The 21,722-nt window shown below is 50.1% G+C and carries 21 protein-coding genes and 1 CRISPR repeat array; of the genes, 10 read left to right on the top strand and 11 right to left on the bottom strand.

The window, feature by feature from the left end:
• The first annotated feature begins 30 nt into the window (after window positions 1-30).
• On the top strand, window positions 31-540 hold the full coding sequence (locus ACWXW9_RS13185; RefSeq protein WP_494929759.1) for a hypothetical protein: 510 nt from the start codon (window positions 31-33) through the stop codon (window positions 538-540).
• Here ACWXW9_RS13185 and ACWXW9_RS13180 read toward each other — a convergent pair.
• The 3 genes from ACWXW9_RS13180 to ACWXW9_RS13170 all read right to left on the bottom strand — a co-directional run bounded on the left by ACWXW9_RS13180 (window position 524) and on the right by ACWXW9_RS13170 (window position 3,610).
• Complete coding sequence (locus ACWXW9_RS13180; protein WP_494929758.1) at window positions 524-2,272, bottom strand: NAD(P)H-hydrate dehydratase; 1,749 nt, start codon at window positions 2,270-2,272, stop codon at window positions 524-526. The two genes, ACWXW9_RS13185 and ACWXW9_RS13180, sit on opposite strands and share 17 nt — an antisense overlap.
• A 34-nt stretch (window positions 2,273-2,306) precedes the next feature.
• Complete coding sequence (locus tag ACWXW9_RS13175; protein ID WP_494929757.1) at window positions 2,307-2,939, bottom strand: NAD(P)-dependent oxidoreductase; 633 nt, start codon at window positions 2,937-2,939, stop codon at window positions 2,307-2,309.
• A 197-nt stretch (window positions 2,940-3,136) separates the two neighbouring features.
• Window positions 3,137-3,610 (bottom strand): GNAT family N-acetyltransferase, encoded by a 474-nt coding sequence (locus tag ACWXW9_RS13170; RefSeq protein WP_494929756.1) that lies wholly within the window; start codon window positions 3,608-3,610, stop codon window positions 3,137-3,139.
• 144 nt (window positions 3,611-3,754) lie between these two features.
• Here ACWXW9_RS13170 and ACWXW9_RS13165 point away from each other — a divergent pair, with 144 nt between their 5' ends.
• Both ACWXW9_RS13165 and ACWXW9_RS13160 read left to right on the top strand, forming a co-directional pair.
• Window positions 3,755-4,723, top strand: coding sequence for a flagellar export protein FliJ (locus ACWXW9_RS13165; RefSeq protein ID WP_494929755.1), 969 nt, complete (start codon window positions 3,755-3,757; stop codon window positions 4,721-4,723).
• A gap of 273 nt (window positions 4,724-4,996) precedes the next feature.
• Window positions 4,997-5,953, top strand: a complete 957-nt coding sequence (locus tag ACWXW9_RS13160; protein WP_494929754.1) for an ArsR/SmtB family transcription factor — start codon at window positions 4,997-4,999, stop codon at window positions 5,951-5,953.
• A gap of 120 nt (window positions 5,954-6,073) precedes the next feature.
• Here ACWXW9_RS13160 and ACWXW9_RS13155 read toward each other — a convergent pair whose 3' ends face one another.
• From ACWXW9_RS13155 to ACWXW9_RS13140, 4 genes are all read right to left on the bottom strand, one after another.
• A complete protein-coding gene (locus tag ACWXW9_RS13155) occupies window positions 6,074-7,132 on the bottom strand; it encodes a lactonase family protein (protein WP_494929753.1) in 1,059 nt (352 codons plus the stop codon).
• 220 nt (window positions 7,133-7,352) lie between these two features.
• Window positions 7,353-8,552, bottom strand: a complete 1,200-nt coding sequence (locus ACWXW9_RS13150) for an MFS transporter (RefSeq protein WP_494929752.1) — start codon at window positions 8,550-8,552, stop codon at window positions 7,353-7,355.
• A gap of 286 nt (window positions 8,553-8,838) precedes the next feature.
• Window positions 8,839-8,961, bottom strand: coding sequence for a hypothetical protein (locus ACWXW9_RS13145; protein ID WP_494929751.1), 123 nt, complete (start codon window positions 8,959-8,961; stop codon window positions 8,839-8,841).
• A 72-nt stretch (window positions 8,962-9,033) separates the two neighbouring features.
• A CRISPR array of direct repeats spans window positions 9,034-9,808; the repeat unit is 32 nt; unit sequence ATTTCAATCCACGCACTCATATAGAGTGCGAC.
• Between the two features lie 491 nt (window positions 9,809-10,299).
• Window positions 10,300-11,061, bottom strand: a complete 762-nt coding sequence (locus tag ACWXW9_RS13140; RefSeq protein ID WP_494929750.1) for an AAA family ATPase — start codon at window positions 11,059-11,061, stop codon at window positions 10,300-10,302.
• Between the two features lie 213 nt (window positions 11,062-11,274).
• Here ACWXW9_RS13140 and mprF point away from each other — a divergent pair, with 213 nt between their 5' ends.
• Window positions 11,275-13,917 carry a bifunctional lysylphosphatidylglycerol flippase/synthetase MprF gene (gene mprF, locus ACWXW9_RS13135; protein WP_494929749.1) on the top strand — a complete coding sequence of 881 codons (2,643 nt, stop codon included), beginning with the start codon at window positions 11,275-11,277 and terminating at the stop codon, window positions 13,915-13,917.
• Window positions 13,918-14,034: 117 nt separating this feature from the next.
• Here the strand turns inward: mprF and ACWXW9_RS13130 are convergent, their stop codons facing one another.
• The gene (locus tag ACWXW9_RS13130) at window positions 14,035-14,661 is read right to left on the bottom strand and encodes a nitroreductase family protein (protein WP_137061387.1); all 627 of its coding nucleotides are present in this window, start codon (window positions 14,659-14,661) and stop codon (window positions 14,035-14,037) included.
• Between the two features lie 241 nt (window positions 14,662-14,902).
• Here ACWXW9_RS13130 and ACWXW9_RS13125 point away from each other — a divergent pair, with 241 nt between their 5' ends.
• Both ACWXW9_RS13125 and ACWXW9_RS13120 read left to right on the top strand, forming a co-directional pair.
• Entirely contained in the window at window positions 14,903-15,379 is a 477-nt protein-coding gene (locus ACWXW9_RS13125) for a disulfide oxidoreductase (protein WP_494929748.1), read from the top strand.
• 168 nt (window positions 15,380-15,547) lie between these two features.
• Window positions 15,548-16,045 (top strand): CcdC family protein, encoded by a 498-nt coding sequence (locus ACWXW9_RS13120; protein WP_494929747.1) that lies wholly within the window; start codon window positions 15,548-15,550, stop codon window positions 16,043-16,045.
• Here the strand turns inward: ACWXW9_RS13120 and ACWXW9_RS13115 are convergent.
• On the bottom strand, window positions 16,009-16,314 hold the full coding sequence (locus tag ACWXW9_RS13115; protein ID WP_494929746.1) for a hypothetical protein: 306 nt from the start codon (window positions 16,312-16,314) through the stop codon (window positions 16,009-16,011). The two genes, ACWXW9_RS13120 and ACWXW9_RS13115, sit on opposite strands and share 37 nt — an antisense overlap.
• 62 nt (window positions 16,315-16,376) lie before the next feature.
• Complete coding sequence (gene map, locus ACWXW9_RS13110; RefSeq protein WP_044646282.1) at window positions 16,377-17,123, bottom strand: type I methionyl aminopeptidase; 747 nt, start codon at window positions 17,121-17,123, stop codon at window positions 16,377-16,379.
• 216 nt (window positions 17,124-17,339) lie between these two features.
• On the opposite strand from map, the gene ACWXW9_RS13105 reads away from it, so the two are divergent.
• The 4 genes from ACWXW9_RS13105 (at window position 17,340) to ACWXW9_RS13090 (ending at window position 21,414) form a co-directional block, all read left to right on the top strand.
• Window positions 17,340-18,035 carry a GntR family transcriptional regulator gene (locus tag ACWXW9_RS13105; RefSeq protein ID WP_494929744.1) on the top strand — a complete coding sequence of 232 codons (696 nt, stop codon included), beginning with the start codon at window positions 17,340-17,342 and terminating at the stop codon, window positions 18,033-18,035.
• Between the two features lie 131 nt (window positions 18,036-18,166).
• Window positions 18,167-19,528 carry a GntP family permease gene (locus ACWXW9_RS13100; RefSeq protein ID WP_494929743.1) on the top strand — a complete coding sequence of 454 codons (1,362 nt, stop codon included), beginning with the start codon at window positions 18,167-18,169 and terminating at the stop codon, window positions 19,526-19,528.
• Between the two features lie 41 nt (window positions 19,529-19,569).
• Complete coding sequence (gene gntK / locus ACWXW9_RS13095) at window positions 19,570-21,123, top strand: gluconokinase (protein WP_494929742.1); 1,554 nt, start codon at window positions 19,570-19,572, stop codon at window positions 21,121-21,123.
• Between the two features lie 108 nt (window positions 21,124-21,231).
• On the top strand, window positions 21,232-21,414 hold the full coding sequence (locus ACWXW9_RS13090; RefSeq protein WP_044646279.1) for a hypothetical protein: 183 nt from the start codon (window positions 21,232-21,234) through the stop codon (window positions 21,412-21,414).
• A 169-nt stretch (window positions 21,415-21,583) separates the two neighbouring features.
• On the opposite strand, the gene ACWXW9_RS13085 is transcribed toward ACWXW9_RS13090, so the two are convergent.
• Complete coding sequence (locus ACWXW9_RS13085) at window positions 21,584-21,682, bottom strand: YjcZ family sporulation protein (protein ID WP_494929845.1); 99 nt, start codon at window positions 21,680-21,682, stop codon at window positions 21,584-21,586.
• Window positions 21,683-21,722: the final 40 nt, after the last annotated feature.

The raw sequence follows: 21,722 nt of genomic DNA, 5'->3' as shown, positions 1-21,722 counted from the left end.
TGATGAAGTGTACTAAGGAGGAATCGCAACATGAGACATCCATGGAATGAATATAATCCCAAGATGCCTTGGCGAATGGAGCTGGGTTGTTATGCGCTGAACAAACTGGCTTGCGGAGGACTGGTGTTCGGCCTGTTATGGGCCTATTGCTATATAGCAGAGGCAATTACGGGGATTCCTGTAACCATCGCAGGCAACAGCGGCGAGCTGACCGCGCAGCTATGGGCATATGGTTTTGCCCTACCGGCCGCTCTTGTCGCCGATGCGCTGCACGTTCTCTTGCCCTGGCTGCGAAAACCGGAGCGGCTCACCCTGTACCTTGCCGCAGGATTCAGTATCTTCCTCCTGCTCGGTTCTTTTATATCGCCCGAAGGAACGGGCGTCTCATGGAGTAACGGCATCGCGGGTGCAGTGATCACTTTACTATATTACCGGGGAAGGCATTATGCAGGAAGACCCTGGCAGAGCCGTGAATTTGGGGTACAGCTCATCTTGGCCTTCCTACTGCCCTTACTATTATGGGCTATAGGGCTTCAATAATGTCACCCGCAATGACCGAGGCGGCATGCTGGCGATGACGCGCGGCTGTTTCTCCAGCCCTGCCGTGCAGGTATACTCCAAAGGCTGCTGCCTGCGAAGCACTCAAGCCCTGCGCCAGCAAGCCTGCAATGATGCCTGTCAGCACATCACCTGCACCGCCTGTCGCCATCCCGGCGTGGCCTGTCGTGTTGACATAAGCCGTTCCGTCCGGGCACGCAATGACGGTACGTGCTCCCTTGAGCACCAGCGTCACCCCGCGTGTTCGGGCGTACTGCCGGGCATGGGCGATGCGGTCACGCTGCACCTCGGCCGTCGATATACCCAGCAGACGGGCCATCTCGCCGGGGTGCGGCGTCAGTACAACCGCCGCGCTTCTCGGCTTCCAGGCATCAAGCTCTGGCCCCGCCGCAGCGAGGATGTTCAGAGCGTCCGCATCGAGTACGAGCGGGCCGCCGTATTCTTCCCACAGGCGGCGCAGCCAGCCGGTGTCTCCTGCGAAGCGGCCGAGGCCGGGGCCGACGGCCAGCACATCGCGCGTCTGCGCAAGCAGAAGCAGCTCGTCCGCGGAGTCGGCGTTCCACTCGCCGTCTCCACCTGCGGCTGCGGCAGCGATCATCAGCTCCGGCGCGGCTCCGATGAGGCGCGGCAGCAGCGCTTCGGGCACCGCCCACGTGACAAGGCCGCTGCCGATGCGCAGGGCGGCACGTGCGGCCAGCAGGCCCGCGCCGCTCATGCGCAGGCTTCCCGCGGCGACGAGGACGTGGCCGTAGGTGCCCTTGTGCCCGTCCGGCACGCGGCTGCGGCTCACGTCCACGCCCAGCGCTTCGCGCAGCGTGTCGCGGGTCAGGAGCCGTAGCTGCACGCCGTGCTCACGGGCAAGCCCGGGCGGGATACCGATGTAGCGTACCACTACATCGCCTGCGTTCCCGGCGCCCGGGTATTGGACGAGCCCACACTTCAAGTAGGCGAGGCATACGGTGACGCGTGCGCGAATGCACGTCTCGTGCAGCGCACCTGTGTCGGCATCGAGGCCGCTAGGCACGTCTACCGACACCAGCGGCACGCCGCTGGCATTGGCCTCGCGAATCAGCGAGGCGTAGGGTTCGCGCGGCGGGCCTTGTGTGCCCGTGCCCAGCAGGGCATCGACGATACCGGAGGCGCCGCGCAAGTCAAGGGCATCCCGGCCGTAGACCAGGGTCGGGATGTGCAGAGCCGCGATGGTATCGCGTTGCACCGCTGCTTCGCCGCGCAGCGAGTCCGGCGACTCAGCGTACACAACGGTGACGCGCAGGCCCGTATCCGTCAAATGACGGGCCGCCACCAGTCCGTCCCCGCCGTTGTTGCCTTTGCCTACGAGAATATACCAATGCTCCCGTTCCCACATGGCATGTCGCCCGTGGCTCCAAGGCTCCGTCCGAATAACACCACCATATCCCGGCGTATCCCCAGGCCCTGAGTGAGCGACCTGTTCACCATAGGCTGGACCCTCATCATATCCTTGCTTGGCAGCATCTTGCCCCACTAAATATCTGCGTTCCGTACCGTATGCTGAATCCACGTGGCTTTCCGAGAAGCTCTTATGGCTCCATCCACTTTCCACAGCGCAGAGCTTCAACACCTCGTCAGCAACCGCACGCCCGGCATTTTCCATCAAGGTAAGGGCCGGGATGCCCAGCTTGTCAATCGTATACCGATCCAGTTGCCGCATTTCTTCAGCGGTCACAATATACATGCTTCTTCGCCTCCCGTATTGCCATCCCTGTTTTTTAATACCCGACCGTAAAACGGGAATTCACAAATTCCCCTTCCACCAGCTCATCAATCAAAGCAACTGCATAATCCTCAACCGAGATGCGGCTGTGACCCAATTCGTCAACAACTACATGGTCCAAACCGATGCGAAACTGCCCTGTACGCCGCCCCGGCTCAATGATTCCCGCAGGACTGCAATATGTCCAATCCACATCCGCGGCGCGATACAGTTCCAGTGCGTCAGCATGTGCAGCTGCAAGTGGTTTGACTTCCTCCGGAAACTCCGTGGTATCCATCAGACGTTCACCGTTTTCCGTTTTCAGGCTGCCAGCTCCGCCGACTACCAGTATGCGCTCTGCGCCAGAACGCCGGGTTCCTTCCAGTAAAGAACGGGTTGCTTCGAGCAATTCTTCCTCGGCTCCAAACTTGGGACCATAGGCGCTGATAATGGCATCGTGTCCTTTCGCAGCGGCTGTTACGGAATCAGGATTCAAAATATCCGCTTGAACGACCGTCAAATACTCACTTTGCTCCGTCACACGCTGCGGATCACGCACCGCCGCCGTCACCTGGTACTTGCGCTTGATGGCCTCCTTCACCAATGCTTGGCCAATGGTTCCTGTTGCTCCAAAAATAATGACTTTCATATGTCCTTGCCTTCTTCCTGTCTATAATTTACTTACTATATAATTTGAACTTAAAAGTTACCTATTGCACCACTGCGCAGCTGGATGGTGCTTCCCATCGCCACTGCTTCGCTAGTACAGCACCATTCCGCCTACTCCGTTTTCCATGTACATTTTTTAGTTCAGCTTATATATTACTTATCCGCTTCGGCCCTTGCTCAAACCCCGCCCGGCTGCCGCCAGTACATCCCTTCCGATCCAGGGCTGGTCAATTGAAAGCCAAATTGCGCATACAAGCGATCGGCTGGCTTGTCTGCGATCAGTGTCGCAAAGCTACCCGCTGGAACCTCACGTTTCAAATAGGCCATAATCTCTTCCATAAGCTTACGCCCGTAACCTTTTCCCTGATGGGAGGGCTTGACTGCAATATCCGTCACCAAAAAGAAAACACCGCCATCACCGCTCACCCGGCCCATGCCGATCAATTCCTGCCCGATCCGTAGCGTCACCGCAAACAGGCTGTTCGGCAGGCCCTTGGCTGCTGCTGCTTCCGTAATCTGCGTCAGACCCGCCTCCTTCCGCAACCCCCGATACTCCTCTACAGATGGAATGGCGTACTCCACGCGAAGCTGCCCGTCCGGGTGATTCGATCCTCTATGATGTTTTGCCGTATTTTCGACATGCTCGTTCATACTGAATCTCCCCTCCCTGCTTATCATCTTGTCTATTTTACCAAAAAATACTTCATATATCTCTGTCAGACGTGACCAAGCCCTTGAAATGCCTGTGTGGTCTGTGCAATAGTGTAGAAAGAACAATGGAAGGAGGGATTGCGGGTGTCCCCGACGGACTTCGCGGCATTGGCCGCATATATCTCACCCGGTCTGATTGCCGTCCTGCTGGCATTATCTTTGCTGGTGTGGCTGTATGTTCACAGCGCAGCCCAGCTTCGAAATTCACGTCAGCAGCGGTTGAATGAATTACAGGAATCGCTGCGTATCTACGGACGGTTGGCAGGCTATCTCCAAACCTCCACTCAGAACGGCATAAGTAGCAGTGAAACGCGCCAGCATCAGAGTGGACTGATCCATGCCCTTCAGGAAGCTAAGGCTGCTCCCTATTTAACCCCGCACCTTCAGGAACAGGTTCAGGCATCTCTAAGAGAATGTGACGCATTCCGCAGGGAATTGCTTCTCAAATCACTGGAGCGCGAAATGAACAAACTGATCGACGAACGTCGGCTTGTTCTGCTGGAATCGCATGCTCCGGGCTGGGGTACGGCTTTATGGAAGCTGCTGCGTCCCGCTGCCGGGCCTTTGGCGCTGGCGGGTATAGTGTGGCTAATCTCACGGCTGATTGTGGAACTTATGTCGTATAGTACAATCTATAATAGTCTGCCCGAAGCTGTCCCATCTGCGTCCTGGCTCATAGGGTATACATGGATGAGATTTGTTTCCGGCTTGATCGCCCTGCTGTATGTATACCGGTTGATGACCCTGCGCAGACAAAATGATCTGGATGTGACGGCATCCCATTTCCCGACAAGCCTGTTGTCCATGGTGATCGCCGCCGTTGCCCTGTTTCAATGGATCGGACCGGAAGCTTCTCCCTACATACTGGCTGTGCAGCTTGTCCTGTTTTTGATTGGCTTCCGACTCACCCGAGGCCGCTCACGGAGTGATCGCCCTTATGTCGGTCATCCCGGCTTGATGAAGGCAGATCCTTCTCAATATCCGGAAATGCACACAGCAGACAGAGACAGAACGTCCGACTCTTCTTTGGCGGAGGAGCATAGCCGTTCCTAAACGGCAAGCGAAGCAGGATCATATACAGCATGAACGTTCAACCGCATACCCTCGCAGGACATCCCGACAGACACCGAATGGTTTTTATGGGGTGTCCTGTTTTTTGAACAATTTTAGGCTTTTTGATGGGTTAAGCTTGTGCCGACAATCAAGGAAAGGGTATATTGTTTATATAAATGTAAATCATATCGTTTTTTATGTATGAATATTGAAAAAAATCCATATATGTTAAACTATCATCAATTGTTGATGTGCGTTAGAATTGGAGGAACTATGCAACTGGACATTTCTGAAAAATCACTTCCCGTATATGAAGCGCTGGCCAGCGAGGTACGGCTGAACATGATTGTTCTGCTTGCGGAGAAGCCCATGAATATACGCGAGCTGGCGGAAGCGCTGGGACTAAGCAGTGCCATCATGACCATGCATGTTAAAAAGCTGGAGAGAGCGTCCATTATTTCGACCAAAATGCTTCCTGGACGTGGTGGTGTTCAGAAAGTATGCTCACTGGCTACGGACAAAATTGAAATAGCCATGCCCCGCTATCAACAGGATGTACGGCAATTTCATCAGACGGAGATTTCCGTCGGGCACTTTACGGATTTTGAAATTCAGGCAACCTGCGGGCTGGCTACCGTTGAGAAAATTATCGGAGAATTCGATGAACCTCGTTCATTTCTGGACCCTGAGCGCTTCAATTCCAAAATTCTGTGGTTTAGTCAAGGATATATGGATTATAAAGTACCGAATTTCCTCCTGTCCAGCCAAAAGGCCGAGGAGCTGGAAATTTCGATGGAACTATCGTCCGAGGCCCCTTTTACCAATGACAACTGGCCTTCGGACATTACCTTCTTCCTGAACGATGTGAATCTGGGGACTTGGACCAGCCCGGGAGATTTCGGCGATAACCGGGGGAAATACACACCTGCATGGTGGCCTGATTTTATCAACCAATACGGTCTGCTCAAAAGACTTCGCGTTACGTCCCAGGGTACCTTTATGGACGGCAAGCAAATATCCGATGTGACCTTAAGCCAGGTGCTGATTGATCAGAAGCAATGGAAATTCCGCATTGCCATTCTGGATGATGCCCAGCATGTTGGAGGGGTTACCCTGTTCGGTACCGGATTCGGTAACTACAATCAGGACATTCTGTTCCGCTTGTACTACAAGCCTTCGGAAAACCATACGAAAACAGCAACGGTAGAAGCTGGCGACAGCAGCAAATAAACTTTCAGACCGTCTTCTTCTCAGACCCTAAAACACGGCCCTTTGCCCCATGCGTTCATGGCAAGCAAAGCGCCGTGTTTTATTTTTTCATCTTCTTCTGACGTGCCTTTTTACCATGCGCTATGACTGCCGCACAGGTTCAATGCATACGGGTGAAGGAATTTCCAGCACATATCCTGTTCGAGTCAAGCGTCCGTCATCGCCGTGAATAGCAAAGGATACGATATTATTCCCGTCCTGATTCGCGACAACCAGATGCCCGTACAGGATGTTGAAGTTACGCGGCGTGCTGCCAAAAGTCTCCACCCATTCAACCGTCTCCAGCTTGCCGCTGTCCAGATCGACATGGTACAGCACGATACTGTTATGCCCCCGGTTTGACACATACAGATAGCGTCCACAAGGCGTAATCCGAATGTCCGCGGCTGTATTTTCCACATCTATGATGCCTTCCGGCAGTGTGGACAAGCTTTGCAGCAATTGAAGCTCCCCATTATGCTCGTTGTAGCTAAATACAGCGACAGTATTATTCAGCTCGTTGGCCACAAAGGCATAGGGACGCGAAGGATGAAAGACTAGATGACGCGGACCGGAACCGGGCGGCAGGTCTGCCTCACGATGGGTCACCAGTTTCCCGTCTTCCGTCAAACGGTATACCACAATCTGATCCAACCCCAGATCACATATCATTGCATACTGTCCTGAAGGATCAGGAATAATGGAATGCGGATGTGCCGCATCCTGACGTTCCTGGCGAATACCTGAGCCGGTATGCTGGACCTGCCCCGACATTTCCCCCAACCCGCCAGCTTCCGTCACCGGGAATACCACAGCATTACCGCCTGAATAATTGGAAGCCATTACATACCGTCCATCTGCTGTGACCGAAACATAGCAAGTGTGCGCCCCTTCCGTCCCTTTTCGATCCAATGGGTGCAGCTCGCCCGTCTGCGCATGTACCTGATACGCGTACAACTCACCTTCCTCTGTTTCACTGGCGGCATACAGCTTCGTTCCATCCGGGTGCAACGCCAGAAATGAAGGCCGCTCGATACCTTCCACGCCTCCAATGATGCGCAAATCACCGTTTTCCACATGCAAAGCGCATACATAAATACCTCTATCATCGCGAGACGCATAAGTTCCTGTATAAAATAACTGTTCATTCCGCTCTTCCATCGGCTCTCGTCTCCTTTGGGCTGTTGCCCACATTTTATCGAGCTGTATTTCATTCCTGCGTCTTCCTCATCAACTCACCATGCATTATTACCCACGATGCTGTCGTTTCATTAACGAATTCGCTATGTATACAAAAAATAGTCTCCTTCGGCGCGACCTGTGGTTCACAAGAACGTCACATTTCACGCCAAAAGAGACTATGTTTACAGGAAAAATAATATTAAACCGCTGTCGTTTGCGTACCTTTGCTGTTCCATTTTACAGCCAGCCCCAAACTAAGAATGAGAATGGCTGCCCCGAAAATGTACGGCAAATTGATATGCACCTCAAACAGCGTACCCGCTAGCGCAGGTCCCAAAATATTACCGATACTCATATAGGCATTGTTCATCCCGGCTGCAACCCCCTGCTCATCCCCGGCCATTTTGGATAAAGCCGTATTAATGGCTGGTCGCAGCAGCGACGTTGCAGTAAAGAAGATGAGCGATACCCCAAGTACATAATAAAAGTTGCCGGAGAGCAGCATAAGCACAAGAGAAATCGCGGAAAATAGAAAGGAGCCGATAATGACACCTTTTTCCCCAAAACGATTCAACAACGGACTGATCACAACCGCCTGAATCACCGTTCCGACCAGCGCCCCTACCGTAATAATGATGGCAATATCGCGCTCATTGTAATGAAACTTGCCTGTCACGAAGAAAGGAAACATCGTTTCAAAATGCGTCAGCCCGAAGGTTAGCGTGAAAATCATAATCAACAGCATGAAGTACGGCTTGCGAAAAGAAAGTGCAAACTGCTTAATGACATTGTCGCGCTTGACTTTGACATTCCGGAATTTCAACTGTTTCTCCATCGACAAGGTTTCAGGCAGCAATATCAACGAAATCAGCGCGGCTACACCCGATACCCCAGCCGAAACGTACAAAGGCGTGCGAATCGAGATATCTGCCAGCAAGCCACCCACGCCAGGGCCGATAACAAACCCAAGAGACATGGCCGCGCCCAACAAACCCATACCCCGACCGCGATTGTGTACCGTCGTAATGTCGGCGATATAAGCCATCATCGGAGGAATCATAAAGGCAGCCCCTGCGCCTCCGAGCAAACGGGATATATACAGCATCGTCAACGAATGCCCAATGGCAAATAATACTGAAGAAATCGTCATGATCACCAAACCGATAATGATCATTTTTTTGCGTCCGTATTTATCGGACCATTCACCAGCCAACGGTGAAAACAGAAACTGGGTCAAGCCGAACACGGCAACCAGGTAGCCTCCCGTTTCACCAGTGCCTCCGAGGGAACCCATGAATTTGGGGAGGATCGGAATGATGAGGCCAATTCCCAGCATGGCAATAAACATGTTAATCATCAAAATGACCAACGGCCCCATTTTCAATTGTGATTCTGACATGTTGCGTGTTGTCCTCCTAAGGTTATTTATTTCGCATACGAAAATCTTATTTTGCAACTATTAGTTCAAAACTCTCCACTATATTAATAGACCCACGAGCAAATAACAATCATAAATCACACTTAAATATTATCAATAATCTGAAATAGTCTTAGCAGCTTGCATTTGGCATCGTGGAGCACGTAGATAACTCTTCTGCATTAATTATATACAAACATGCGTTCTATATACAATACACAAAAAAAGGAACTACCAGCATAATACTGGAAGAACCCTAATTTTAAATTTAATGCAAAGGAGCTTGATTCCAATCTGCTATATGCAATTCGTAAAAGTTACCTATCGTGCCACTCCGCAGACGGATGGTGCTTCGCTTATACAGCACCATTCCGTCCATTACGTTTTCCATGTACATTTTTTAATTCAGCTTACATATTTGACTATAACTACAGGCATTCCATTCTTCTTACTTCCACTTGGCAATTCAATCCCCACACTCACATAGAGTGCGACATACTTAAAAAATTCCCTGGTGGCCAGCAACTGATTATTTCAATCCACGCACTCATATAGAGTGCGACCTTTTGCGGTATAACTTACGGCAATAGTAATTACAATTTCAATCCACGCACTCATATAGAGTGCGACGAAAGAATTTACTCCAACCAGTTGCGCTATTAATATTTCAATCCACGCACTCATATAGAGTGCGACAGGGTAAAACCCACGTCCTGATACTGTGATCCATTATTTCAATCCACGCACTCATATAGAGTGCGACTGAGATTGACGCTTTAAAGTTATCTGTCGTTAACGGATTTCAATCCACGCACTCATATAGAGTGCGACATGCTATCGGATATGATGTTACACTCCCTTGGGTATTTCAATCCACGCACTCATATAGAGTGCGACTCCGAGCGGTCAATGTACACACAATAACCAGGACTGGAATTTCAATCCACGCACTCATATAGAGTGCGACGGTATAAATCATCCATTTCCGTCCCACTTATCCGCAATTTCAATCCACGCACTCATATAGAGTGCGACGCCGGAAGGCTGGAAAAAAGAGCCGCGTAAGATGATATTTCAATCCACGCACTCATATAGAGTGCGACTTTTAAAAGTTCGTCACAAGATAGGACGCTTCAAGATATTTCAATCCACGCACTCATATAGAGTGCGACCATCAATTACAGGATTATGGAAAGCAACTCGGCAATTTCAATCCACGCACTCATATAGAGTGCGACAGCGAAAATGCAGTAATTCATACCTTAATGGTATCAATTCCATACATTTTAGCAAAAAACGATGCCAAAAAGGCTTGAATCAACTATTGACTTCTACTGAAGAAAACTGATTTAATGTTTTTCGACAAATTTCGAGGTGCGAAGGATCCGGGGTTTTTATGTGAGCTTCACATTCGCACCTCACCATAAGAGCAGAATACTCATTTTATTTTCCCTTATACATATACCATAAATGAGCATGATAACCAATAATGAGGTGCAGATCCGGTGAATGTTTGGGCAAAAGACAAACTTCGATCTCAACTGCCTGGACCAACGTATAGGTCGCCTTCTTGTAGCTAAAGTCTAAGTTGTATACGAGTACAGATAGCCCTTGTTCACTAAAGGTATTTTATACAATAGCTATCGCAATATCATAATCAAAGTTCTGAATTCCCTCGGATGAAATATCAAAAGGATTCACAGGCATGCTCTTGAGGTTCACCCATTCCTTATTGGGGATCTTCGAATAGCTCCTGCATCATCTTTTCCTTGTTGTTCAGAAATTGTTTCATGATGATAAAATGATCGGTTTCCTCCAGCGTCCGGGTGTCTAGGCCTTCATGTGTCAGGTGGTACAAGACGGAGTCGGGATAGGCCATCAAAATCGGGGAATGCGTAGAAATGATGAACTGCGAGTCCTGCTGCACCAGCTCGTGGATACGTGCAAGCATGGCCATCTGTCGCAAGGGCGATAACGCAGCCTCTGGCTCATCCAGAATATACAGCCCCTGACCTCCAAACCGATGCAAAAATGCAGCAAAAAAAGACTCGCCATGCGACTGCTCATGCAACGATTTCCCTCCATAGGAGTCTCGGATGGGCCGGCCCCCTCCTTCCCGATCCAGCTTGTCGATATGAGTCGCCAGATTGTAGTAGCTTTCTGCACGGAAAAAGAAACCGTCCCGCGGCTTGCGGGCCCCTCTCACCAGCCGGACATACTCATGCAGCGAGGAATGCGTGGCCTGTGTAGAGAAATTAAAATTTTTGGTGCCGCCCTCCGGATTAAATCCCCACGCGACCGCTATCGCTTCCATAAGCGTTGATTTACCCACACCGTTTTCTCCAACAATATAGGTAACAGACGGGTGAAATTTCAGCTCATTCCATTGATGCATGGCTTTTAAGTTAAATGGATACCGGCTCTTGTCAGCATCCTGCGGCCACATCAGCTCCAATCGACGTACAAAAAGATCACGATCCCATATACTCATGTCCGTTCAGCTCCATTACCAAGCAAATGACTAGGTTTTTTATCATTATATTGGAATTATTTACGGCAATCAAATCGAAATCCGGTTTTCGTAACCCTTCTGTTGTTATTCGTTCGTTTATTACAGGTATAATATATAGTAGCCTTTCATTGGGCATGATATTTCCGTGTATCATTCAGAATCTATTTCATTATTTTTCAGGCAGGTGAATCTATGAATTCAAATCACAAACCGATCCAATCCTTTAAAATCGTACAGTTCATGATGACCATCTACAGGCAGCGGCTGACACGTATTTTGCTTCCACTGGCTGTATTGGCTTTTATTATATGGGAGGCCGGACGAGAGCTGAGAAGCTTCAATCTGGCACGTATGCTTCATGAGCTGCGGCGAATGGATGCTACCTTTCTCATCGAAATCGGCTTGTTCTCACTGATAGCCGTGGCCGCCATGAGCGCATACGATTACGTGATCAGGCATCATTTCAAGCTACAGGTCAAGCCCGGAGCGACATTCCGGTATGCCTGGATTTCGAACACCTTCAATAACGTCTTTGGCTTTGCAGGCTTTACAGGAGCGGGATTGCGCACGGTGCTGTACAAAAAAAGCGGCGTGCCGCTGGGTGTTATCACCTCTGCGGTCGTGTTCCTTTCGCCTGTAGTCATTACGGGCCTATCTTTGCTGGCCTGGGGCGCGATTGCCCATTTGTATCCGGTACAGCCCGTGCTGGATGCTCATCCGTGGCTTCATTGGGCGTTATGGGGAATGGCGCTGTACCTACCACTGTTCTTGATTATGCAGCGCTCCAAACGGTACGCCACTTGGTTCAACAAGGGAGAAGGCCAGCTTTCCTGGTCCACCATCTCCGCCTCCATCGGCGCTTCGCTGCTGGAATGGCTGCTGGCTGGTCTTACCTTTGCATGGATCGGCTCGCACTTGCTGCATGAGCTGCCGATAAATGCCGTGTTCGGCATTTATGTAATTGCCGCGATTGCCGGGCTGATCAGTCTGGCGCCCGGAGGGATCGGCGCATTCGATATCATTGCCCTGCTCGGGCTGCAAATGACAGGCGCCAACTCGGATCGGGCATTGGCTGTGCTGCTGGCCTTTCGCGTCTTTTATTACATCATTCCGTGGCTAATCGGCCTGGTGCTGGCTGCGCTGGAAATGATACCACGCAACGAACGCCTGAGCCAACTGGCAGAGACGGGTTGGGAAACCTCACTCAACGCTTGGCAAAAGGTATGGGGCTGGCCCGGTCAATTCCGCTTTCTGGCCGACCTCGGGGTATGGGCACTTGGCAAGCTGGTACTCATCTCCGGCGTAGTGCTCCTTCTGTCGGCAGCTACGCCCGGTCTGCTATATCGACTGCGTTTTGCCGAGCATCTGCTCAGTCTGCCCGTCATGCGCCTGTCGCACGAAATCTCTGTCGTCATCGGGATTATGCTCGTGGTGCTGTCTCACGGCATATCCCTGCGCATTCGCAGAGCCCTGCGGCTGACGCTGGTACTGCTGCTTGCGGGGTCCATTTTCACCTTCATTAAGGGTCTGGATTTCGAGGAAGCTCTATTCCTGTTGTTCGTAGCGCTGATGCTGTGGGTCTCGCGCTCGCGGTTTTATCGGGTTAGTGCGCCACTGAATCGGCACAATATTTTAATATGGGGCGGATTGTCTCTGCTCGTGACTGGCGCTTACTTTATGATAGGGGCAGGCTCCAATACTCCGTTTATGCGCCATCTGCACGCCAAGGTCCATCTGGACTTTTTTATGAACCGCAGCGATTACGGGGTTACAGCGGTGTTCAGTCTGATTTTGGCGTGGGTGTTCCTGACGGTATATTTCTTCCTCCGTCCCCAGCGTGGAATCGGCAATCTACCTGATGCGCAGGAACTGGATAAGCTAAAAAAATTTCTGGAAAAGCAAGGTGGAAATTTGGTTTCCCATATGCTCTTTCTAGGTGATAAATATCTGTATTGGACCAAGAACGAACAAGTGGTTATTCCCTATGCCCGCAGCCGGGACAAACTGATTGTGTTAGGTGACCCGCTGGGTCCGAAAGAACGTGTGAGCGAAGCGATTCAGGAATTTCAGCGCTTCGCAGACCGATATGCATTAACGGCTGTATTTTATCAGGCATCACCAGAGTATTTGTCCATCTACCATGAGAACGGCTATCGGTTTTTCAAGCTCGGTGAGGAAGCGCTGGTGCCGCTGGAGTCCTTTACACTGACAGGTAAAAGCAATCAGGTGCTGCGCAGCGCCAAAAACCGCTTTGACCGCGAGGGGTACACGTTCGAGATAATCCAGCCGCCTTTGGATGGAACATTAATCGAAGAGCTGCGTCACATTTCGAATATCTGGCTGGATGAACGGAAGGAGAAAGGCTATTCGCTCGGCTGGTTCAAGGAGCCTTATCTTCAGTTGGCGCCGATTGCGCTGTTAAAGGACCCTGAAGGAAAGATCATCGCCTTCGCGACGATGGCCCCTGCCTATGACCGTGGACAGACGGTCTCCATAGACCTGATGCGTCATCTGCCCGATACACCGAATGGCACGATGGACTACTTGTTCACACGAGTGATCGAGTGGGCCAAAGACAGCGGGTATACGACCTTCAATCTCGGTATGGCACCGCTATCCCAGGTAGGACAAAGCGAAAAAGCGTTGCGCGAGGAAAAGCTGGCTCGGCTCGTTTTCCAATACGGAGGACATTTTTACGGCTTTCAAGGGCTGCGCCGCTTCAAGGATAAGTTCAAGCCGCAATGGGAGCCGCGCTATCTGGCCTATCCGGCTTCTGTCTTTTTGCCTATTCTGACGCTGGAGCTGGTATACCTGGTCTCCAAACGCTCGGATTAGATAAAAGCATTTCTTGCAATGAAAGCATAACAAAAGGGTGTTCCCCCAACCACGACGGTTGCAGGAACACCCTTTTTATGTGAGGATTTTGCAGAATCCTGATGTTAAAAATTCTTCTTAGAAGCTACCTTTTACAACAACTTCAGACAATGGGAAACGTCCTGATGGACGTGCTGGTACTTGTGCTTTACCTACCGTAATCAGCATCGTTGGCAGGTAACGTGCAGGAATGTTGAATTGCTCAATTAATTGCGCAGGAATGAAACCACCCATAGCGCAAGTGTCATAGCCAAGCGATTTAGCAGCCAGCATAATATTCTGTGCCGCAAAAGCAGAGTTCAGGATCGCTGCATCCCGAGCTACTTGTGCATTTTGGTAAGCACCGTTGATTTGACCTACCAATGCGTCACGGATTTCTGCGGGCATTGTACCAGCGTCTACCGCTTGATCATAAATCACTGCGTTACGGTTCGCTTCCAGATCACCCAAAACGGCAATGGTCACAGAGCTTTCCGCTACTTGACCTTGGTTGTAAGCGATAGGCAGCAACTTTTGCTTGTCTGCTTCGGTTTCAATCACAAGGAATTTCCAGTGTTGAAGGTTCCAGGCGGAAGGAGCTTCTATCGCAGCTGTCAAAATAGCTTCCAGATCTTCCTCTGGCAATTTAAAATCCTTAACATAACTTTTTACCGCATGTCTTTCACTAATGACAGACAGAGTTTCGTTTTTTTGGATACTTGACATTCTGGACACACTCCTACATTTCTCATAGTATATATATCTGAATCTTGAATCCTTATTAACTTCCCAAACTATTGTAATTATAAAAACGATAGTGAATGATGTCAATATGTTTAAGTATGACCCTGCACTCAAAATACAGTACAATACGGATAAGACATCCATATCGGCAGATGCCCGCCCGATCGGACAAGACACGGTGAGTTCATTTTGTTCTCATTTGAATAAAAAAAGGAGCGTTACTATGATTGGATCATTTAAAAAAACGGATATTGCTTTGTTTGCCGCCTGGGTTGTGGCTTGTGTGGCTACATTAGGCAGCCTCTATCTCAGCGAGATTTTGGGGTATGAGCCTTGCAAGCTATGCTGGTTTCAGCGCATTCTGATGTATCCCTTGACTCTGCTGCTCGGAATCGCTTATTTTCGGGGAGATACAGGAATACGGCGTTATGTCATGCCGCTGGCGATCATTGGTGGCGGTATTTCGGCCTACCATTTTGTGATTCAGCGCATCCATGCAGCCGCCAAAGCGGCTACGCAGGCTTCAACGTCCTGTGGAAGAGTATCCTGTGAGCAGGATTACCTGAACTGGTTTGATTTTATTACCATTCCTTTTCTCGCACTCATCGCTTTTATCCTTATTATTGCAGTCATGGGTTATATCATGCATCAGGAGAAAAAATCGGCGCAAGGAGAGGTACAAGCAGAGCATCTTGCATAAGTATGATAGAGACCCGAGATCGTTGGGCCAGTCACCACAATCGAGCGTATAATCCGCTTGCCAAAGGAAAGACTGTAACTAAATACATCCATTACATATGTGGTATAATAAAAAAGATTTGCAGTCTGTCCAATAAGGCTTACATTTCTTATAGAGGGGGCCCAGTCCATGTTTCATATCAGCACCCCAATTCTGCAATATGGCGCAACCTTCGGCATGATCTTGATCGCTGTTTCGGCTATTTTCATCCGTATGAAGTCAGGTCACCGCCCGGTTAACGCCAAAAAGATTATCATCCCTCCGCTCGGCATGAGCACCGGCTTTATGATGTTTATCGTGCCAGAGGTACGGGTTCCCTGGCTTTGGGCGATGGGCGCTTTTCTGGTCGGCTGGTTTATTTTCTCGTATCCGCTGATTCGCAGCACCAAGTTTGAGATGCAAGAAGGACAAGTTTTTGTACAACGCTCACGCACCTTCTTTTTTATCCTGATCAGTCTGCTGATCGTTCGCCTGCTGCTGCATGAGTTTATCCAGCGCTACATTACCATTCCACAGACGGCGGGGCTATTTTTCATCCTCGCCTTCGGGACATTGCTGCACTGGCGACTTCGTATGTTTTTTCAATATCGTCAGCTCAATCTGAATGAGGCAGAAGTCCGAATCTGACAAACAGATACTCGCGTGCAGTAAGCATGTTGTTGCATACTCCAAAAAGACACGATCTTCCAACAGGAAGTCGTGTCTTTTTGCTTGTTGTGTAACGGCATCACACCTGCCCGGAAAAATGGCCTCACTTCACCCAGCAAGTAAGGAGGCGAATACGATGTGGCATCCCGCATGCGGCCTCGCATGTACGGATCAACAGACAGATACAGCGTCTTTACAACCACTTTACCTGCTTGTGGGGCAGACAGAGGCTCCTCATGTGTATTCATCCTTTATACTAAAAGAGACTGCCCTCTGGACAGCCCCTTTTTCTGTAATACGCCTACCTGATTTATTGCTGTGTCAAAATAATCGGGCCGTCCGCTGTAATCGCCAGCGTATGCTCGTATTGCGCCGACAAACCGCCGTCCAGTGTACGCGCCGTCCACCCGTCTGCATCCACTTTGCTGCGGTAAGTGCCCGTGTTCAGCATCGGCTCAATCGTAATGACCATGCCTTCTTTCAGGCGCGGTCCGCGATGCGGTGGTCCATAATGCGGCACCTGCGGTTGCTCATGCATATCTTCTCCGATACCGTGACCGATGAATTCGCGTACAACCGAGAAGCCTTCCGCTTCCGCATAGGTTTGGATCGCATGGGAAATATCGCCGATCCGGTTACCGATTACAGCCTGCTCAATCCCTCTGTACAGGGATTCCTTCGTAACGTCCAGCAGCTTTTGCGCCTGCTCGGAAACATTACCCACTGCATACGACCAGGCGGAATCCGCCAGCCAGCCGTTCAGGTTTACGACCATGTCAATCGTCACGATGTCCCCGTCCTTCAACGGTGTCTTGTTCGGGAAACCGTGGCAAATGACATCGTTAGGCGATCCACAAGTCGCAAACTGGTAGCCGTTGTAGCCCTTTTGTTCCGGCGTTGCGCCATGCTTTTTCATAAACGATTCCGCGAAGGCATCAATTTCCAATGTTGTAATACCCGGCTTGATCATTTTGGCAATTTCCCGGTGGCAAGCAGCCAAAATTTCGCCAGCTTTCTTCATATTTTCAATTTGTTCTTTGGTTTTAATAATAATCATTAAACGGTCTCCTTCTTTTCCGTGTTCGTTCCACTTTCACTGCTGCTTTTTTCTGCTTCTTTTCTGCTTCTATTGTAACGCTAAAAGCATTGAAATGGAACCGATGTCCATTGACACCGTTTACAAGTATCTTTTACGGGGTATATAATACTTCATAACTTGTATACAGGTATGCCCTAAAGAGGCAACCGAAATTTCCAGGATAGGAGTATGCACATGAAATATCCGTCAGTCTGGCTACAGGGTGCATCGCTTGGTGAAAGGGTTGCTTGTGAGCTTCGACTTCAGATTATTCGTGGCATGCAGACACCCGACACGGTATTATCTGAAAATCAGATTGCTGCCGATTTTGGCACCAGCCGTTCTCCTGTTCGTGAAGCGTTAAAAGTGCTTTCCAGTGAAGGATTGCTTCGATTGGAACGCATGGGGGCGATTGTCGTGGGGATGACGCCCGCTGATATGGAGGAGCTTTTCGATGTGCGAATGTTGATTGAGCATTTTGTTGTACAAAGATTTGTACATAGAGACAATGCAGGGTTGGTGACCGCTTTAAACCGGATGATTGACAAAATGGAAGTCGCTCTCAAGCACAGAGACGTCGCTGAATTTTCTCTTCAGGACTTCAATTTTCATGAGGCTCTGGTGCTGGAAGCAGGCCATACCCGTATTCTCCACACCTGGAACGGAATGAGGCAGTTAATCCTGACGGTCATGCTGGCCGCCACAGAACAACGCTTTACGTCCAAGATTGAAGAATCCCAAGTCACGATTCATAAACATCGCACCTTTGCAAACGCTTTAAACCAAGGGAGCGCTCAGGAGCTGTCCGAATTTATCGAGGACCATTACCGGGACACCCGCAACGCGGTAAACGACAGCGTTCTGTCCCCCTACCGCAAGAGTCTGTCCTAATCTGCAAAATGTATAAAAGGAGCCGCTGCACCGCGCTTTAGATGTTCTAAGCTGGCGCAGTTCCTTTTCAGACTAAAGTTGTCGACAAGTATACATGCACTACATATTAACGCATAAGGAGGCATTACTTCATGAACACCCTATTCGGCTTGAGTCATAACGCTTCACTACTTACGTGGGCGCTAATTACCATCATTCTTTTGATTTTGCTGATTGCCAAGTTTAAATGGAATCCCTTTGTTTCACTACTGCTTTCCTCCGTATTTCTCGGGCTGGTTAACGGGATGCCGGGACATGAAGTTACTGCCTCCATCACCAAGGGCCTCGGGAGCACACTTGGCTCCATCGCCATCGTCATCGGGCTGGGCACCATGCTTGGTAAAATGATGGCGGAATCCGGCGGTGCCGAGCGTATTGCCACCACACTTATGGACCAGTTTGGTGAAAAACGTGTCCATTGGGCCATGATGATCGTAGGCTTTATCGTGGGTATTCCGGTATTTTTCGAAGTTGGCATTATTTTATTAATTCCGATTCTGTTCACGGTCGCCCGTAAAATGAATATGTCTCTGCTGAAAATCGGTATTCCGATGCTGGCGGGGCTATCGACGGTACATGGACTTTTGCCGCCCCATCCGGCTCCGATGATCGCGATTGAAGCCTTTAACGCCAATATCGGACGCACGATAGGGTATGCGCTCATCGTCGGTATTCCTTCCGCTATTATTGCAGGTCCGGTCTTCGGTGCCTGGATTGGCAAAAAAATTATGGTCAGACCCTCCGAGAAGCTGGACGAGCAGTTCACCAATACAACAGGACGGCCGTTGCCGCCTTTTTGGATTACCTTGTTTACTATTTTGCTGCCTGTTATCTTGATGCTCAGCGGATCGATCGCTGAAATTGTGGACCCGTCCAATACGCATCCACTTACGGTATTTTTCAAATTCATCGGTGATGAGGTTATGGCGTTACTGATTGCGGCTGTATTTTCGTTTTTCTCACTTGGTTACGCACGCGGCTTGAAGAAAGAGGATTTATCCCGTTTTACCAGTGAATGTCTGGCACCCACAGCCTCTATTATTTTAATCATCGGCAGTGGGGGCGCGTTTAAAACCGTATTGATCGACAGCGGCGTAGGTCAGGCCATTGCAGCGGTGGCTACGGGGGCGCATATGAATGTAATCGTGTTTGCTTTTCTGGTCGCTGCGCTCATTCGTGTAGCCACCGGGTCCGCTACGGTCGCGATGACGACAGGCTCCGGTATTGTCGCACCTGTGCTGGCACTTACACCCGGCGTGAATGTCGAGCTGGTTGTCCTTGCTACAGGGGCGGGATCGCTGATCCTTTCGCATGTGAATGACGCCGGTTTTTGGATGATCAAAGAATTTTTCAACATGACGGTTCCCCAGACTCTCAAATCATGGACCGCTATGGAAACCATCCTCTCCCTGGTCGCCTTCGGTTTGATTATGCTGCTGAGTGTGTTAATTTAACGATAATGAGCTAATAACGGTAAGTGAAGGGGAGATTGAATATGACAGACACTCGGTATATGATCGGCGTTGATATCGGTACGACCAGTACCAAGGCGGTACTTTTCGAAGAAAACGGCAATATTGCCGCCCAGCATCATGTAGGCTATCCGCTACATACACCTGAGCCGGATGCGGCCGAACAGGACCCGGAGGATATTTTCAAAGCCGTCGTGATAACGGTGCAGGAGGTCATGAAACAAAGCGGAGTAGCAGCCGAGCATGTGCTGTTCGTCTCCTTCAGTTCGGCCATGCACAGCGTTCTGGCGGTGGATAAGAACGGCAAGCCGCTGACCGCCTCCATCACGTGGGCAGATAACCGCAGCGCCAAGTGGGCTGAAGCGCTCAAGCATGAATACCACGGACATGACATTTACTTGCGCACCGGGACACCCGTTCATCCCATGTCGCCGCTGACGAAGCTGATGTGGATTACACGGGATTTGCCGGATATTGCGGCACAAACGTACAAATATATTTCTATCAAGGAATACGTATTTGTCCGGTTGTTCCAGCAATATGTCGTGGATCATTCGATTGCCTCCGCTACCGGCCTCATGAATTTGGAGCAACTGGATTGGGACGAGGAAGCACTGCGTATTGCCGGTGTGACGAAGGAACAGTTGTCTGAGCTGGTTCCCACGACTCATGTCCTGAAGGGACTGGATGCGACCTATGCGCATGACATGGGCTTGCTGGAGACGACTCCTTTTGTCATCGGAGCCAGTGACGGTGTCTTGTCCAACCTTGGTGTGAATGCCATCAAACCGGGAGTTGTCGCTGTCACGATCGGTACCAGCGGAGCCATCCGCACTGTGGTCGATAAGCCGTTGACCGATGCCAAGGGACGCTTTTTCTGCTACGCATTGACCGAAAAGCTGTGGGTGATCGGCGGCCCGGTGAACAATGGCGGCATTGTTTTCCGCTGGATTCGCGATGAATTTGCAGCCTCCGAGGTGGAAACCGCCAAACGATTAGGGCTTGATCCGTACCATGTGCTGACCCAAATCGCGGAACAGGTACGCCCCGGCTCGGACGGCCTGCTCTTTCTCCCGTATCTGTCCGGAGAACGTGCACCCCTGTGGGACCCGAATGCCCGCGGCTCCTTCTTCGGCTTGTCCCTGCGTCACAAAAAAGAGCACATGATCCGCGCCGCTCTGGAGGGTGTGCTGTTCAACCTGTACACGGTTATGCTGGCCATGGAAGAGGTCATCGACAGACCTTCGGTCATTCACGCCACTGGCGGATTCGCACGCTCGGAGCTGTGGCGACAGCTTATGGCGGATATTTTCGATCAGGAGGTCATTATCCCGGAAAGTCTGGAAAGCTCCTGTCTTGGCGCTGCTATTTTGGGCTTGTACGCACTGGGACGGATTGATTCGCTGGACGCTGTATCCGATATGATCGGCACCACTCACCAGCATAAGCCCGTGGCGGAGCATGTGGATATTTACCGTGATTTACTGCCGATCTATATCCGCATTTCGCGTAAATTTGAAGAGGAATTCAAGGATATTGCCGAGTTTCAGGCCAAATCCTTAAAACCTTTAAATTAGTGGAACCCGTTCCAACACCACTGCGTATTACCGTTTCATAAGAACCTGTCTATGTCAGAAAATGATCTAAAAAATCAGTCGGACAGGATTAAGAAGGAGGATTAGACGATGCTCAAAAAATTATTGCACCGCCTGCTACATTCCACCTCTCATTCTCATAAGCGGAAATACAGTAGCTCGGACCGTTATTACGAACGTAAACGCCGCTCTTCATCCGATTTAGGATACAAGAACAGCCATAACGGGCACCAATATTACAAGGACAAACGCCGTCATTACTCCAGTTCGTAAGTAAAGAACTGCGACGAATGAAACCAGGCATAGGAAGAAAGCCAGTGGCTCCTTCAAACCCTATAAAGCGAAGACCCTTCTCATCAAGGGCCTTCGCTTTATTGTTGTGCGCCCGGCGCTATGCAGGGCAACATCTCTGCATTTTACAGGAAATCGTCTATTAACAAAATTACAGAAATAGAGTTTTGCAGATAATTACCAGCAAAATAAACAGAACCAGAATCGCTCCTACAGAGGTCCAAGCTCCGCCGTACCCCATACCGCCCATTCCACACATATGACTCATTTACAACACTCCTTTCGCTCAT

The organism is Paenibacillus sp. LT-B23 (genome assembly GCF_059417685.1).
The sequence above is the reverse complement of the archived record's forward strand: the minus strand, read 5'-3'. Positions and strand labels throughout refer to the sequence as shown.

Bases quoted from the DNA above. Each gene is read 5' to 3' on its own strand.
- ACWXW9_RS13120 (WP_494929747.1), top strand. From the start codon at position 15,548: ATGTTTCATATCAGCACCCCAATTCTGCAATATGGCGCAACCTTCGGC.
- gntK (WP_494929742.1), top strand. From the start codon at position 19,570: ATGACAGACACTCGGTATATGATCGGCGTTGATATCGGTACGACCAGT.
- ACWXW9_RS13085 (WP_494929845.1), bottom strand. From the start codon at position 21,682: ATGGGCGGTATGGGGTACGGCGGAGCTTGGACCTCTGTAGGAGCGATT.
- ACWXW9_RS13130 (WP_137061387.1), bottom strand. From the start codon at position 14,661: ATGTCAAGTATCCAAAAAAACGAAACTCTGTCTGTCATTAGTGAAAGA.
- ACWXW9_RS13145 (WP_494929751.1), bottom strand. From the start codon at position 8,961: ATGGAAAACGTAATGGACGGAATGGTGCTGTATAAGCGAAGCACCATC.
- ACWXW9_RS13150 (WP_494929752.1), bottom strand. From the start codon at position 8,552: ATGTCAGAATCACAATTGAAAATGGGGCCGTTGGTCATTTTGATGATT.
- ACWXW9_RS13170 (WP_494929756.1), bottom strand. From the start codon at position 3,610: ATGAACGAGCATGTCGAAAATACGGCAAAACATCATAGAGGATCGAAT.
- ACWXW9_RS13175 (WP_494929757.1), bottom strand. From the start codon at position 2,939: ATGAAAGTCATTATTTTTGGAGCAACAGGAACCATTGGCCAAGCATTG.
- ACWXW9_RS13125 (WP_494929748.1), top strand. From the start codon at position 14,903: ATGATTGGATCATTTAAAAAAACGGATATTGCTTTGTTTGCCGCCTGG.
- map (WP_044646282.1), bottom strand. From the start codon at position 17,123: ATGATTATTATTAAAACCAAAGAACAAATTGAAAATATGAAGAAAGCT.
- mprF (WP_494929749.1), top strand. From the start codon at position 11,275: ATGAATTCAAATCACAAACCGATCCAATCCTTTAAAATCGTACAGTTC.
- ACWXW9_RS13180 (WP_494929758.1), bottom strand. From the start codon at position 2,272: ATGTATATTGTGACCGCTGAAGAAATGCGGCAACTGGATCGGTATACG.
- ACWXW9_RS13185 (WP_494929759.1), top strand. From the start codon at position 31: ATGAGACATCCATGGAATGAATATAATCCCAAGATGCCTTGGCGAATG.
- ACWXW9_RS13090 (WP_044646279.1), top strand. From the start codon at position 21,232: ATGCTCAAAAAATTATTGCACCGCCTGCTACATTCCACCTCTCATTCT.
- ACWXW9_RS13140 (WP_494929750.1), bottom strand. From the start codon at position 11,061: ATGAGTATATGGGATCGTGATCTTTTTGTACGTCGATTGGAGCTGATG.
- ACWXW9_RS13100 (WP_494929743.1), top strand. From the start codon at position 18,167: ATGAACACCCTATTCGGCTTGAGTCATAACGCTTCACTACTTACGTGG.
- ACWXW9_RS13160 (WP_494929754.1), top strand. From the start codon at position 4,997: ATGCAACTGGACATTTCTGAAAAATCACTTCCCGTATATGAAGCGCTG.
- ACWXW9_RS13155 (WP_494929753.1), bottom strand. From the start codon at position 7,132: ATGGAAGAGCGGAATGAACAGTTATTTTATACAGGAACTTATGCGTCT.
- ACWXW9_RS13115 (WP_494929746.1), bottom strand. From the start codon at position 16,314: ATGAATACACATGAGGAGCCTCTGTCTGCCCCACAAGCAGGTAAAGTG.
- ACWXW9_RS13105 (WP_494929744.1), top strand. From the start codon at position 17,340: ATGAAATATCCGTCAGTCTGGCTACAGGGTGCATCGCTTGGTGAAAGG.